General features: G+C 74.6%; 9 protein-coding genes. 3 read left to right on the forward strand and 6 right to left on the reverse strand.

The features are described 5' to 3' along the window. Nucleotides 1–32: 32 nt before the first annotated feature. The 5 genes from AB0F58_RS22080 to AB0F58_RS22100 form a co-directional block, all read right to left on the reverse strand. The gene (locus tag AB0F58_RS22080; protein WP_357145903.1) at nucleotides 33–1,070 is read right to left on the reverse strand and encodes a phosphatidylinositol-specific phospholipase C domain-containing protein; all 1,038 of its coding nucleotides are present in this window, start codon (nucleotides 1,068–1,070) and stop codon (nucleotides 33–35) included. 104 nt (nucleotides 1,071–1,174) lie between these two features. After that, nucleotides 1,175–1,879, reverse strand: coding sequence for an NUDIX domain-containing protein (locus AB0F58_RS22085; protein WP_357145907.1), 705 nt, complete (start codon nucleotides 1,877–1,879; stop codon nucleotides 1,175–1,177). Nucleotides 1,880–1,925: 46 nt separating this feature from the next. Next, complete coding sequence (locus AB0F58_RS22090; protein WP_357145910.1) at nucleotides 1,926–2,762, reverse strand: hypothetical protein; 837 nt, start codon at nucleotides 2,760–2,762, stop codon at nucleotides 1,926–1,928. Continuing rightward, nucleotides 2,759–3,685 carry a 5'-methylthioadenosine/S-adenosylhomocysteine nucleosidase gene (locus AB0F58_RS22095; protein WP_357145913.1) on the reverse strand — a complete coding sequence of 309 codons (927 nt, stop codon included), beginning with the start codon at nucleotides 3,683–3,685 and terminating at the stop codon, nucleotides 2,759–2,761. The genes AB0F58_RS22090 and AB0F58_RS22095 overlap by 4 nt, the downstream gene beginning before the upstream one ends. Beyond that, nucleotides 3,682–5,388, reverse strand: coding sequence for a hypothetical protein (locus AB0F58_RS22100; protein WP_357145916.1), 1,707 nt, complete (start codon nucleotides 5,386–5,388; stop codon nucleotides 3,682–3,684). The genes AB0F58_RS22095 and AB0F58_RS22100 overlap by 4 nt, the downstream gene beginning before the upstream one ends. Nucleotides 5,389–5,616: 228 nt before the next feature. Between AB0F58_RS22100 and AB0F58_RS22105 the strand changes: the two genes are divergently transcribed. The 3 genes from AB0F58_RS22105 to purE all read left to right on the forward strand — a co-directional run bounded on the left by AB0F58_RS22105 (nucleotide 5,617) and on the right by purE (nucleotide 9,483). Next, a complete protein-coding gene (locus tag AB0F58_RS22105) occupies nucleotides 5,617–7,644 on the forward strand; it encodes a thioredoxin domain-containing protein (protein WP_357145918.1) in 2,028 nt (675 codons plus the stop codon). Nucleotides 7,645–7,777: 133 nt separating this feature from the next. Next, entirely contained in the window at nucleotides 7,778–8,938 is a 1,161-nt protein-coding gene (locus AB0F58_RS22110) for a 5-(carboxyamino)imidazole ribonucleotide synthase (protein ID WP_357145921.1), read from the forward strand. 53 nt (nucleotides 8,939–8,991) lie between these two features. After that, entirely contained in the window at nucleotides 8,992–9,483 is a 492-nt protein-coding gene (purE, locus tag AB0F58_RS22115; RefSeq protein ID WP_357145924.1) for a 5-(carboxyamino)imidazole ribonucleotide mutase, read from the forward strand. Between the two features lie 47 nt (nucleotides 9,484–9,530). Here purE and AB0F58_RS22120 read toward each other — a convergent pair whose 3' ends face one another. Then, a complete protein-coding gene (locus tag AB0F58_RS22120; RefSeq protein ID WP_357145926.1) occupies nucleotides 9,531–14,465 on the reverse strand; it encodes a permease in 4,935 nt (1,644 codons plus the stop codon). Between the last annotated feature and the right edge of the window lie 179 nt (nucleotides 14,466–14,644).

The following is a 14,644-nucleotide window of genomic DNA, read 5'->3' on the forward strand; positions in this document are numbered from 1 at the left end:
GACCCGACCACGATCGTTCTGCGGCACCCGGTTCAGCCCCGGTCGAGGACGTCGTCGACGACCTCGGGGATGGCGGCCCAGTCGGCGGAGGCGACGCTGGCGTGTGCGGCGGCCAGTTCGGCGACGCGGGCGCGGGCGGCGGCCGGGTCGGTGCCGCCCACGGCGGGCGGGACGTTCTGCGCGTCGGTCATCACCAGCAGGTAGTGGTTGCGGCCGTACCAGGCGGTGTCGATCCCGCCGGTGACGTACGTGGTGGCGTCCCCGTCGAAGACGACGAACCAGGGGCGCAGGGTGGTGTCGGCGTACCGGGTGCGGGGATCGCCGGCCTGGGCCTTGTGCACGGCGGGGAACGCCTGGGCGCTGGCCAGCGTGCCGGCGGCGGCCGACGTGTGCAGGTGGCGGGCGTACTCGACGTCGGTCCAGAGGCTGTCGGTCGGGTTGCCCTGCTCGACCGTGCCGGGAATCAGGTGGACGATCACCCGGCCGGCGAGTTGCTGCCGCGTCGGCCAGGCGTCGGCGCGGGCGGCGGCGTCCAGGGTGGCGTGTCCGCCGCGCAGTTCCGCCGGGCGGTAGACCCGGTTGCCCAGCCGGGCGGCCAGCACCGCGTCGAGCTGGGTCGGCCCCTGCCCGGTCCGGGCGCTGAAGCCGGTCTTCAGTTCCAGCTTGAGGCGCAGCGGGCCGGCGTCCGGATGGGCGGCGAACCAGAGCCGGATGTTGTCCAGGCAGTGCTCGAGGTTCCGGTTCCGGGTGCCGGTGTAGAGCTGGTCGGCACTGGTCGCGGCGACGCAGTTGTTGTCGTTGCCGAGCGGGTTGGAGTGGCTGACCCGCCACTGCTTCGTGATGATGTCCGGCCAGACGTCCAGCTCGATCATGCCGGGCCGGGCGTCGAGCGCCTGGGCGAGGTAGGCGTACGTGCCGCGCTCGTAGGCGTTGTGCGTGCCGACCGTGGTGCTGGCCGAGATCCGGGTGGTCGGGCCGGCAGCGGTGGCGGGGGCCGGGGAGCCGGTGACGAGCAGGGCCGTGACCAGGGCGGCCGAGGTGAGCAGCGAACGGGGACGGGATCCGCGCATGCGTGCCTCCGGGTGGGAAGGCCGGCGACAACCGCCGGGCATGCACTGATGAAAGTCGATGAATTCGTTCCGGGGAAGCCCCGCCGGCCCGGTTGTCGACGGTGCTACTGGCGCCCGGCACCCGGGCGGAGCATCGCCGGGTGGAGCATGGTCGCGTCGCCCCGCCGGTACAGCGCCGCCGGACGGCCGGTGGGCGGGTTCCGGCGGCCCCCGGTCGGTGCCACGAAGCCGCTCACCCCGGTGACCTTCCGGTGGAAGTTGCGCGGGTCGAGGCGGACCTGCCAGACGGCCTCGTAGACGGCGCGCAACTCGCCGATGGTGAACGTCTCGCCGCAGAAGGCGGTGGCGAGCGGGGAGTACTCCAGTTTGGCCCGAGCCCGTTCGAGGGCGTCCCGCAGGATGGTGTCGTGGTCGAAGGCGAGCCAGCCGTGACCCAGCCGGTCGTGGTCGACCGGCTCCCAACGGGCCCGCGCCGCGTCGGTGCCCGCGACCGGCACCGGCAGGTCCGGGGCGATGGCGAGGTAGGCGACCGAGGCGACCGGGCCACGCGGGTCCCGCCCCGGCGTGGCGTACGTGCGGACCTGCTCCAGGTGGAGGGTGCGTCCCTCCAGTCCGGTCTCCTCGGACAGTTCGCGTACCGCCGTGTCGTCCAGGTCCTCGCCGGCCCGGACGAACCCGCCCGGCAGCGCGGCGCGTCCCTCGAACGGCGGCTTGCCCCGCTCGATCAGCAGGACCGCCAACCGGCCGTCACGGATCGTGAGGATCGCCAGGTCGATGGCGATGCGGAAGACGGTCGGCTGGTTGGGCACACCGGAAGGGTATCGGCCGCGCCGGGACCCACCGCGACCATCCCGATCAGGCGGCGCGGCGGTCATCCCGGACGCGACCGCTGGCCCAGATCCGGTCGAACTCCCGGGCGAAGTGTCGATACCAGACCGGTTCGCGGTCGGCACGCAGGGTGATCGTCGCCTCGCGTCCGTCCGGGTGGTGCGAGTAGATGTCGATCGAGATCCGCCCGGCGGGGTCCTCCGGGTCGACCATGGCCATGCCGAAGGCGGGCACGAAGTCGAGCAGCCGGACCTCCAGTCGCCCGGAGCCGGCCGTCTGGGCGGCCAGGTAGTCCAGCAGGTCGATGGTGGGCTGGATCCGGTGCTCGAAGACCTCGCCGCCACCGGCGGCGTCCAGGCCGTTGCGGCGGGCGGCCTCCCCGGGCGCCGTGCTGTCCGGGTCGATGAGCGCCACCCGCACCGTCGCGCCCGCCGCCAACTGCTGCCGCAACTCGTCCAGGTGGTTGCGGACCGTCCGGCTGAGGGTCACCCCCACCAGCCGGACGTCCCGGGCACCGGCCATCCCCGTCGCCGTGCCGGGCAGGGCGGGGCGCAGGAGCCGGTCCGCCGAGTCGACCCCTTCGGTGCGCAGGTTGCCCGCCACCGAGCGCAGGGTCGACTCGACGCGCCGCAGGTGCCGGCGACCGGTGAGCAGGTCGAAGGTGATCACGCCGAGGACGGCCAGGGTGGCGGCGGCGACCACCTCGGGACTGGTGACGTTGAACAGGCCGAGCGCGCCGACGACCAACGCCGCCCCCGATACGAGGTACGCCTCCAGATCCCGGTTGGTGAGCCTGCGCAGGAGGGGCCGCCGGCGTGCGGGGGGAGCGTTCTCGCTCTGGCGTGGGACGTCGGCGCGGGTCACCGGTCGTCCTCCACCAGACGCAGGTACGGCAGGAGTCGTTCCATGACCAGCGCGGCGTGCCGGGAGGCCAGCTCGTGATCCCGGTGTCCCTTGTACCGGTCGGCCCGGTCGGAGATGCCCCGGATCGTCATCCAGCCGTGCAGCGCCCGGTCGTCGGCGATCTCCTCGTAGAAGGCCTGGGCGACCCCGCCCGCCTCGGTCTCCACCGCCAGGGTCTTCTCGTGTGTCTGACGCAGCCAGACCCGGATGTCCGAGCCGGCGTCGGTCACCACCGCGTTGCCGGAGCCGATCGGCCCCCGGTGGATGTGGAACCGCCGGTCCGGCTCCGGGTCGACCACGGTGCCGTGCCGGACCAGGAAATCGCTGATCCGGTGCCGCAGCACCGGTGCCGTGGCCTGGGTCCGGCCCCGGCGGCGGGGGCCGTCCTCGGTCTCCCGGCGGCTGTCGTACCAGATCACCTCGTCGGCGAGGACCACGTCGCCCACCGGCAGGTCCGGGCGGACCCCACCGGCGATGCCGACCAGCAGGACGAGTGGGGGCGCGAAGCGGCGACGCAGTTGCTGGTAGGCCAGCGCGGCGGAGTGCGTTCCGGGCTCCAGGGCCTGAGTGGCCACCACCCGGACCGGCCCTCCCTCGGCTCCGAAGGTGGCCCGGTGCACGGCGGCGCCCCCGTACACCTGCTCGACCCGGTGGTCGACGGCCCGGCGCAGGACCTCGACGACCGCCGTCGTCTCCTCGCGCAGGACGGTCAGGATGCCGACGTCCGCCGACCGGTCGGTCCGACCCTCCGACGCCTCGGGACGCGTCGGCCCGGCCTGCGGGCTCTCGCCCCCGTTGTGCTGGACGGCGTTGACGCTGCCGCCGACGGTGACGGAACCGCCGCTGACCACCATTCCGGTGTTGTGCGGCCCCGGTCCACTCACTGCCCACCCCCGCTGTCCCCGCCGGTGTTGGTCTGGGTGCTGGTGATGTCGCCGTGCACGGTGAGGCTGCCGCCGGTGACCACCGCACCCGCGTTGAGTACGGTCATCGCCCGTTGCCGGTACTCACCGGTGTCCACCCCACGGCTCTCCAGGAAGTCGAGCACGGCGGCGAGCAGACGACGCTCGACGATCCGCTGGTACTTGTCGATCTCCTGGGTCTGGACGTGGTTACGGGTGTCGGGAGCCATGCCCAGCTCCCGCACGCCCACCTTCGCGCCGTGGTCGTACCCCGGGCGGGACGGCCGGGCGGAGGTCACCGACGACGAGTTCAGCAGGGCGTCGAAGCCGGCCCGGAGCAGGTTGAACGGGGCGCGGCCGATGGTCAGCGGGGCGTCGAGCAGTCCCTGGAACCCGGCCCGCAGGTAGGCCGCGAACCCCGTCCCGTCGACCTGGTCCACCACCCGGAACCGCTCGTCGCAGGGGGGCAACGCGGTCGAGGTGAACTCGACGTAGAGCGACTTGCCCTGGACCGCGACGTGCACGTAGACCGTGGTGACCAGTTCACCGCGCCAGGAGACCACCTGGCAGACCAGGTAGTGCCGGGCCGGCGCGGTGGGATGACGGATGATGTCGGCCACCGGCCCCGGCTCGGTGAAAGCGGCCAGGTTCGGCACCTCGGTACCGGCGAGGAAGATCCGGTCGTCGACGGTGAGCCCGGGAATGTGCCGCTCGGCCTCCGGTTCGGTGGTCAGTGCGGTGAGTTCGCCCCGCAGGTGGTCGACCAGTTCCCCGGCGGTGAAGGGAGCGCTGGTGAACTCCCGGTCCCCCTCGGGCGCCAGGCTGGCGAGGGGGCCGGCGGCCCGTACCAACCGCTGGGCGAATCCCCAGTTCTTCCAGAGGAAGCCGGAGCCGACGAAGGGCCGGTAACCGGAGAAGGCGACGGTGTTGCCGCTCTCCTGCCGCCGGATCTCGTCGAACCGGGCGGAGCGGCTCGGTGGGCTGGGTATCCGGCCGGGGGTGAACTCCTCCAGCCGGCTCTGCCGGACCAGGCCCGCCGCGACCGGCGGCGCGAGGACCAGGAGCACCAGCATCAGCAGCAGGCCCGGATTCATGCCGAGGCTGAGCAGGTGGGTGGGATCGCTGCCGACCGCCTCCCCGCCCACCGTCGCGCCCACGGCGGCGACCACCGCCAGGAGCCCGGACAACAGGACGAAGACCAGGCTCGCCCCGACGAAGCGGAACAGCACGAGCACCGCCCGGCCGAAGATGAGCCCGGCGCTGGCGGAGCGGCCCCTGCGCAGTTCCCGCGCGGTGTCCTGGATCAGCCGCCAGGTCGAGGAGACCAGGTAGAGGGTGATCAGAACGGCGAAGACGGCAGCCATCGCGAGGGGGGCCGCGCAGGCGGCGACGACCAGGCCGCCGACGATCACCGCATCCCGGACCGTGGCGAGCCGGCGGGCCCGCAGGCAGTGTCCGAGTACGGCGACCAGGTCGAAGCCGTACGACGGGGCGACGAGGCGGTCCGTCTGGTGGTAGACCTCGTTGAGGCTGGCGCGGTGGAACTCCTCGTCGAGGTACGCGCCGGCGCAGAGGTGCCGGGTGGCGCTGGAGGCGGCCGGCGGCAAGGCAGCGGTGGGCGGAACCGGGGCGGTGGGCGGAACCGGCGGGGTCGGGGCCGCGCCGGTCGGTGCGGGATTCGTCATGGCGTCCGTCCGGGGGACAGTCGTGGGCCGCGTCGGCCCGAGGGATGGTCCGGAAAGGAGGGGCCGCGCGCGGCGGTGTGACCGCGTGGCCAAGCCAATTTACGTTAGTGTGACGATAAGTAGACGGTACGCTCCCGGCTACTTAATGTCAATGCGACGATTAGTCGACCCCGGCGGTCCTCGCAGGACCCCGGTGTCGCCGTACCGGTGGCTGGTTATGGTCGTGCGGTGAACCGACTCGCCGAAGCCACCAGTCCGTACCTCCTCCAGCACGCCGACAACCCGGTCGACTGGTGGCCCTGGTGCGACGAGGCGTTCGCCGAGGCGAAACGGCGCGACGTGCCGGTGCTCGTCTCGGTCGGCTACTCGGCCTGCCACTGGTGTCACGTCATGGCCCACGAGTCCTTCGCGGACGAGACCGTCGGCCGGCTGGTCAACGAGGGCTTCGTGGCGGTCAAGGTGGACCGGGAGGAACGCCCGGACGTCGACGCGGTCTACATGACCGCCACCCAGGCGATGACCGGGCAGGGCGGTTGGCCGATGACCGTCTTCACCACGCCGGACGGCACCCCGTTCTTCTGCGGCACCTACTTCCCCCGGCCCAACTTCCTCCGGCTGCTGGAGTCGGTCGGCACCGCCTGGCGGGAGCAGCGCGACGCCGTGCTCCGGCAGGGGGCCGCGGTGGTCGAGGCGATCGGCGGTGCACAGGCCGTCGGCGGCCCCACCACCCCGCTCACCGCCGACCTGCTCGACACCGCCGCCGCCCAGCTCGCCGAGGAGTACGACGCGACGAACGGCGGTTTCGGCGGTGCGCCGAAGTTCCCGCCGCACATGAACCTGCTCTTCCTGCTCCGCCACCACCGGCGCACCGGCTCCCGGCAGTCGCTGGAGATCGCCCGGCACACCTGCGAGGCGATGGCCCGGGGCGGCCTGCACGACCAGCTCGCCGGCGGGTTCGCCCGGTACTCGGTGGACGGGCACTGGACCGTGCCGCACTTCGAGAAGATGCTCTACGACAACGCCCTGCTGCTGCGGGCGTACACCCAGCTCTGGCGACTCACCGACGACCCGCTCGCCGCCCGGGTGGCCCGCGACGTCGCCCGGTTCCTCGCCGACGAGCTGCACCGGCCCGGCGAGGGCTTCGCCTCCGCCCTCGACGCGGACACCGACGGCGTCGAGGGACTCACCTACGTCTGGACGCCGGCCCAGCTCGTCGAGGTGCTCGGCGAGGACGACGGCCGGTTCGCCGCCGACCTGTTCGGGGTCACCCCGTCCGGCACCTACGAGAACGGCACGAGCGTGCTGCGGCTGGCCCGGGACGTCGACGACGCCGACCCGGCGGTACACGCCCGGTGGCAGGACGTCGCCCGCCGGCTGCTCGCCGCCCGGGACACCCGGCCCCAGCCGGCCCGCGACGACAAGGTGGTGGCCGCCTGGAACGGCCTGGCGATCACCGCGATCGCGGAGTTCGTCCGCCTGGTCGAGACCCGGGGCACCGGCGGGGACAACCTGCTGGAGGGGGTCAGCATCGTCGCCGACGGCGCGATGCGGGACGCGGCCGAGCACCTCGCCGGCGTGCACCTCGTCGACGGCCGGCTCCGCCGGGTCTCCCGCGACGGCGTGGTCGGCCAACCGGCCGGCGTGCTGGAGGACTACGGCTGCGTGGCCGAGGCGTTCTGCGCGATGCACCAGCTCACCGGGGAGGGACGCTGGCTGGCGCTGGCCGGGCAGGTGCTGGACACCGCGCTGGACCGGTTCGCCGCGCCCGGCGGCGGCTTCTACGACACCGCCGACGACGCCGAGCAACTGGTCACCCGACCCGCCGACCCGACCGACAACGCCACCCCCTCCGGCCGGTCGGCGATCATCGCGGCGCTGGTCGACTACGCCGCGTTGACCGGGTCGACCCGCCACCGCGAGGCCGCCGAGGCCGCACTGGCCACGGTCGCCCCGCTGGTCGGCCGGCACGCCCGGTTCACCGGGTACGCGGCAGCCGTCGGCGAGGCGCTGCTCTCCGGGCCGTACGAGATCGCCGTGGTCACCGACGACCCGGCCGGGGACCCGCTGGTCGCCGCCGCGTACCGGCACGCCCCGCCCGGCGCGGTGCTCGTCGCCGGCCGACCGGACCAGCCCGGGGTGCCGCTGCTCGCCGACCGGCCGATGGTCGACGGCCACCCCACCGCGTACGTCTGCCGGGGCTTCGTCTGCCAACGTCCGGTGACCACCGTCGACGACCTCGTCCGCCAACTGACCTGAGTCCGGGCTGCCCGGCCGGGGTGGTGGCCGGGGTTCCCTGTCCCCGCTCGCTGCGGAGCGGGGGACCCCGGCGGACCCGGGTGCGGCGGCGACTGCCGGCACCCCGGGCGGCCCGGATAGGCTGGGCGCCGCTATGGACTCCCGTACCGGTCTCCCCGTTGTCGGCATGGTGGGCGGTGGCCAACTGGCCCGGATGACCCACCAGGCCGCGATCGCCCTCGGCCAGTCACTGCGTGTGCTGGCCCTCAGTCCCGACGACGGCGCGGCGCTGGTCGCCGCCGACGTGCAGTACGGGGACCACACCGATCTGGCGGCGCTGCGCACCTTCGCGAAGGACTGCGACGTGGTCACCTTCGACCACGAGCACGTGCCGACCGCGCACATCCGCACCCTGGCCGCCGAGGGGGTGAAGCTCTACCCGCCGGCCGACGCGCTGGTCCACGCCCAGGACAAGCAGGTCATGCGGGAGCGGCTCACCGCGCTCGGCGCGCCGGTGCCCGCCTGGCAGCCGGTCACCGCCCCGGCCGACCTGGTCGACTTCGGTACGCGGACCGGCTGGCCGGTGGTCCTCAAGGCGGCCCGGGGCGGCTACGACGGTCGCGGCGTCTGGCTGGTCGACGGGCCGGCCGAGGCCACCGAGCTGGTCGGCAGGCTGCTCGACAGCGGCACCCCGCTGATCGTCGAGGAACGGGTCCGGCTGCGTCGCGAGCTGGCCGTGCAGGTGGCCCGCTCGCCGTTCGGCCAGGTCGCCGTCTACCCCGTGGTCGAGACGGTGCAGCGGGACGGCATCTGCGTCGAGGTGCTGGCTCCCGCGCCCGACCTGCCGGAGGAGTTGGCGGTCACCGCCGGGCAGCTCGCCATCGACCTGGCCACCGCGCTCGGCGTGGTCGGTCTGCTCGCCGTGGAACTCTTCGAGACCCCGAGCGGGCTGGTCGTCAACGAGCTGGCCATGCGGCCGCACAACTCCGGGCACTGGACCATCGAGGGGGCCCGGACCTCGCAGTTCGAGCAGCACCTGCGGGCGGTTCTCGACTACCCGATGGGGGACACCTCGCTCACCGCGCCGGTCGTGGTGATGGCGAACGTGCTCGGTGGCGAGCCCGGTGGCATCGGGATCGACGAGCGGCTGCACCACCTCTTCGCCGCCGAGCCCGGAGCGAAGGTGCACCTCTACGGCAAGCAGGTCCGGCCCGGTCGCAAGATCGGGCACGTCACGGTGCTCGGTGACGACCTCGACGACGTACGGGCCCGGGCCGCGCGGGCCGCCCGTTGGCTGCGCGAGGGCCACCAGTGAGCGTGACCGGCGAACACCCCGGCCCCGTGGCCGAGAAGGAAGGGAATGCCAGCGTGAGCACCGTCGGGCTGATCATGGGCAGCGACTCGGACTGGCCGACCATGCGGGCCGCCGCCGAGGCGCTCGACGAGTTCGGCGTGGCGTACGAGGTGGGTGTGGTCAGCGCGCACCGGACGCCGGTCAAGATGATCGAGTACGCCCGCTCCGCCGTCGACCGGGGCCTGAAGGTGATCGTCGCCGGTGCCGGCGGTGCCGCCCACCTGCCCGGCATGGTCGCCTCCGCCACCCCGCTGCCGGTGATCGGGGTGCCGGTGCCGTTGAAGCACCTGGACGGGATGGACTCGTTGCTCTCCATCGTGCAGATGCCGGCGGGCGTGCCGGTGGCCACCGTGTCCATCGGCGGTGCGCGCAACGCCGGGCTGCTCGCCGTCCGAATCCTCGCCGCTGCCGACCCGATCCTGCGGGAGCGGATGACGGCGTACCAGGCGGGCCTGGAGCAGTTGGTCGCCGAGAAGGAAGCCGCCCTCCGCGCCTCGCTGACCTGAGCGCCTGCCCCGCCACCCCAGCTCCGGCCGGGGTGGCGGGGCGCGGTTCAGCGCATTCCGCGTAGGGCGGACTGGAGGCGGTCCTGGGCGCGGCGGCGGCGCTCGTTGCTCGCGCCGAGCACGAGCAGCACCAGACCGACCAGGAGCAGGGCCAGCCACGGCCCGAAACTGAACAGCGCGTGCAGCGCGGCGAACGTGGTCACCACCGCGCCGACGATCACCGGGGCCTGTTGCTGGGTCATCGAGCCCCAGATCAGCACGGCCACCGCGCCGAGCAGCAGGAGCACCTGCCGGAGCATGCTGGAGTCGGAGGCCAGCACGATCGTCAGGGTCGGCACGAACGCGGCCACCAGCGCCGGCCCGTACGCCACCCAGCTGCTCAGATCCGGTCGCTCCCGCAACTCCATCATGCCGACCAGCAGGGCGAGCGCCGCGAACGGCAGCGTGTACGCCTCGGGCAGCGCCACGTCGGCGACCCGCATCAGGATCCACCACGCGACGATCTCGCAGCCCACCACCGACCAGAACAGGATGCGCCGCTCGGTCGGGCGGCGCCCCGGCCGGGTGGCGGCCACCCCGAGGACGGCACCCCAGCCGGCCAGCAGGGCGGCGATGTGCTGTGGCGAGTCGAAGGCCAGGGCCAACGCGATCAGTGCGGCGGCGTACCCGCTCCACTCCACGGTGGCCGCCTCGCGGTGTGCCTCCGGCCGGCGCAGCCGGGGCAGTCGGGCGGCGAAGACCTGGAGCGCCGCGCCGACCGCGAGCACCCCGAACGCCGACCAGACCGGGGCCAGCCCGGCGACCAGGCCGATGGTGAGCACCAGCAGCTGAGCCGTCAGCGAGGCGAAGAGCCAACCGAGGATGCGGGCCCGCTCGGTGCTGCCGAAGAGCGCCGCGATCGTACCGACGGCGACCGCTCCGGCGAGGGTGAAGACGGTGAGGTCGCGACTGGCGAGGCTGCCGGCGAGTCCGGCTCCACCTGCGGCGAGCCCGATGCCGAAGGTCAGGACGCGGGTCCAGCGCAGCGACCGGGCCCGCTCCACCCCGGGCGGCGGCGGGGTCAGCGCCAACCCGAGCATCGCCAGGGTGAACACCGCCAGTGCGGCCAGGGTGGTCTGCGGCCAGCCCTGGCCGAGCGCGATCGGCGCGATGAGCACGGTGACCGCGAGTCCGGGCAGCACCACCGGAACCGCCCGGAAGTACTGCCCGCCGCTGAACGCGGTGGCGGCGAGGGCCGCGCAGATGGTGAGCAGCAGGGCGGTCAGCACGTGGGTCGGGTCGGTCGCCCCGACCGGCGGGGCGAACAGCTGCGGCGGTGGTCCCGCCCAGATCCGCGACAGCGTGCCGTACGGCTCGACCAGTGCGACGACCAGGGCCGGGGCGATCGAGGCCACGGCCAGCGCGACCGGCAGCGCGGCGGCGGCGAGGGCCCCGGCCGCCGGGCTCACCCGCCAGCGCCGGTCGGCGAGCCGGTCCGGCATCCGGCGCAGCGCGCCGTCGATCAGCACCGCCCAGCGGCCGACCGGCTGGGCCGAGGTGGCCGGGGGTACGGTGGCGGCCCGGACCAGCTCGGCGAGGACCCCGAGCAGGGCAGCCGCCGCGGCGAAGACCCCGACGGGCAGGCTGGTGGGGATCGCGGCGAGCGCGCTGACCGTGGCCCCGGCGGCGATGCCGAGGCTCGCGTACGGCAGGTACTGCGGTACCCGCCGCCGGAGGGCGGCCACCGCCGCCAGGCCGATGCTGGACGCGGCCAACGCGGCGGTGAGCAGCACCTCGGGGCCGTGTCCGGCTTCGGCGGCCAGTGCGGCGACCACCCCGGGGAGGGCGAGCAGGGCCGCCGCCGTGCCGAGCCCACCCAGGGTGACCAGGTGCGGCGGCATGCCGTCGGTCTCGATCCGCTCGGTCTGCCGGGCGGCGAACATCCGGGCCAGCCCGGCGACCGTCGCCCCGACCAGCACCACGATGCTCAGTGCCAACGCGGTGGTCCAGGGCCGGACCAGCCCCGCGCCGACCCCGTGCAGCGCCACCACCGCGGCGACGGTGGCCCGGGAGAGCGCCGCCCGTGGGTCGGCCGCCGCGACGGCGGCCATCCCGAAGACGGTGGCGACCGTGCCGCCGACCAGCACCGGTGACCACCAGGGCAGGTCGAACGCGGCGGACGCGCCGATGGTGGCCAGCACCGCCGCCGCGCCGGAGACGTCGTGTCTCCACGGCTCGGGCAGGAGGATTGCGGCGGCGACACCGAGCAGGACCAGCGCGACCGGTGCCTGAGAGGTGGCGCCGCCGGTGGGCGCGGCGGGCCAGCCGGTCAGGTCACCCGCCCAGATCGGACCGGGCACCGCGATGACCCCGAAACCGCCGCGCAGCGCCATCCAGCCGGCCAGCGCGCCGACGATCGCCCCGGCGACCGCCATGCCGAGGACCGGGCCCCGCCGCCACTCGTCGGGCAGCGTCCGGGCGGCCACCGCGACCAGCAGCACCAGCGCCGCCGCGACCATCAGCTGCGCACCGGGAGCGAGCACCGCCGCGATCCGCAGCAGGGTGGCGACGAGCGCGGCGGTGGCCGCCGCCGCAGCGAGATCGGAGCCGTCGAGAGCGAAGTCGACCCGGCCCCGGGCGTCGATCGCCGGCGCGAGGAAGAGCAGCAACGCGGCGACCAGCAGCAGTGCCGCGATCCAGGTGTCGGCGGAGGTGCTGCCCGGAGCGGCGAAGGCCGCCGCGGCGACGACCAGCGCGCCCAGCCCGGCCCCCACCGCCAGCGGCGGGCTGATCTCCCGTTGCGACACCTGGACGATCGCCGAGTAGCCGAGCGTGACGCAGACGGCCAGGAAACTGGCGGCGAGGATCGGGACGGTGAGTTCCCGCAGGGCGGCCGGGGTGAGCACCGGACCGGTGGGGGTCAGCGCGGCGACGAAGGCGGCCACCGCCCCGGGCAGGGCGAACGCTGCGCCGCCGGCGGCCCAGGCGGTGACGGTGTCCGCTGCCGCCGCCGAGGCGACCCGCACCCGGGGTGCGAGGGTCACCAGCACCCCGCCCGCGAAGAGGGCGAGCAGCACGGCGGCGGTGAGCGCCGGCCGGGCCAGCGACGCGCCGGCACCGATCGATCCGACCACCGCGGCGGCGACGACGTGCGTCCGGGCGGCCCGGAGGGTGCGGGCGGAGAGCCCGACCAGACCGAGACCGATGGCGGTGAGCACCGGCGGCCACGGGGCGAGCGCCCAGCCCAGCCCGAACGAGGCCGGTACGGCCAGCGCGGTCACCGCGGCCCCGACCACCGCGAACTCCCGCCGGATCTCGCCCGGGAGGGCGAGTATCGCCGCGACGGTGAGCAGCAGCGCGCTGACCGCCAGCTGCCAGCCGGCCGGCCCGGCGGCGGTGGCGAGCGCCGCCGGGTACCGGTCGAGGTCGGCGGACCAGGCGGGCAGCGCCGCCTGGACCGGGGCGAGCCCGGCCAGCAGTGCCGTGGACCCGACGAACAGCCCGGTGACGGTCAGCGCGACCGCCGAGGCCAGTTGCGGGCCGCGCCGCATTCCCGCCGGTACCGCCCGGACGGCGACGCTGGTCAGCGCGATGACGAGGCAGACCGGCAGCATCACCTGGCCGGGCAGGGCGACCGCGGCGACCCGGCTGAACGCACCGATCACGGCGAGGGTGGCGATCGCGGCCCCGAGGTCGGGCAGGGGCGGACGGCGTACCGCCGTCGTCCCCACCAGGGTCACCCCGGCGGCCAGCAGGAGCACGACCGCCGCACCGAGCACGGCGGGGAGGGTGTCCGCGCGCAGCAACGCGGTGACCGCGTAGGCCAGGGCGAGGGCGATCGCCACGGCGTGCAGGGCCCAGGCCAGCTCCGCGAGCCAGGGCACCGGTCGGACCGGGGCCGCCGGCCGGGCAGCGGCCGGGTCGGCCCGGGTGCCCGCCGCCGGGTCGCTGAAGACCTCGTCGGCCTCCTCCGGGGCACCCTCCGGCCGGGCGGCGGACCGGTCCCGGGCCCGGGTGGCCGGCGGTGGGCCGACCGGACGCTCGGTGGTCAGCGGGGACCGGGCCAGCCACAGGTCGAGCGCGGCGACCACGGTGAAGACCAGTGCCCAGCCGGTGGCGGTGCGCACCAGTCCGGACGCGAGCAGCGGCACCACCGGCTGCACGGCGAGCACGGCGGCGAACCGGGGCACCCGCAGGCCGGTCAGCCGGGCGTAGCCGTAGCCGACCCCGGCGGTGACCGCGAAGATCAGGCCGGCGAAGACCGTGCCGGGGACCGCGCTCGAGTCGGACGCTCCCACCGCGTAGAGGGCGTACCCGTCCAGCGGCACCAGGATCAACCCGACCGCGGCGATCGTCTCGGCCGTGGACACCAGCCCCCGGCGCGCGACGACGGGCGCGGTGGACAGCATCAGCGCCGTGGCGGCGAGGAGGATGAGCAGCCGGGCCAGCGCGTCCATCGAGGACGTGGCCACGCCCGCGAAGACCACCGCGGCGACGCCGATCAGCAGCGCGCCCAGGCCGAGCGGGATGTTCTGCACCTCCCGTGAGGACGTCTCCGGCGGATGCTCCGGGTCGTCCGCGTCGAGCCAGGTGGCGCTGGTCGTCGTCGGTGGATCGTCCGGGGGGCGGTTGCCCTGGCGGGGCACCCGGGGCGGGGCGTCGGACGGGACGGCGCCGGTGGTGTCGGTGGCGGTGTCCGGTGGGGCGGCGGGGGGCTGGCGCGGGGTGCGGCGGCGCAGCACCCGGCGGGTCTTGGTGGCCTGCTTCAGCTTCTCCTCGCCGGCGTGCGCGAGGATGTCCCGCTGGAAGAGCGCCGCCTGCATCTTCTGCGCGATCTGCCGTTGCTCGCGGGCGATCTCGGCGTCCCGCGCCTTCATCTCCGCGATGGACCGTTCGACCTCGGCGATGTGGGCCGCCCACTGTGGCTGCTCGGCCCCGCACACCGGGCAGCGGCGGGCCGGCTTGATCTCCCGACCACACGAGGAGCACTGGAAGCTAGCCACGAACAACTCCTCTGCCCGGTCGCCCCGCACCGTGGAATCCCACTGTGGCAGCATGCCGAAACCTGGCACGGATTTCGATAGTCGCCGCCGCGTCGCGGCGAGAAAAGTCGCGGACAGCCGCGGGGCCGGTCGCGGAGAGTGCTCCGCGACCGGCCCCGGTCACGTGTTCGGCGGCGGTC

Origin of the sequence: Micromonospora sp. NPDC023956, assembly GCF_040639195.1 — a bacterium.
Lineage (GTDB): Bacteria > Actinomycetota > Actinomycetes > Mycobacteriales > Micromonosporaceae > Micromonospora.

Bases quoted from the DNA above. Each gene is read 5' to 3' on its own strand.
- AB0F58_RS22080 (WP_357145903.1), bottom strand. From the start codon at position 1,070: ATGCGCGGATCCCGTCCCCGTTCGCTGCTCACCTCGGCCGCCCTGGTC.
- AB0F58_RS22100 (WP_357145916.1), bottom strand. From the start codon at position 5,388: ATGACGAATCCCGCACCGACCGGCGCGGCCCCGACCCCGCCGGTTCCG.
- AB0F58_RS22110 (WP_357145921.1), top strand. From the start codon at position 7,778: ATGGACTCCCGTACCGGTCTCCCCGTTGTCGGCATGGTGGGCGGTGGC.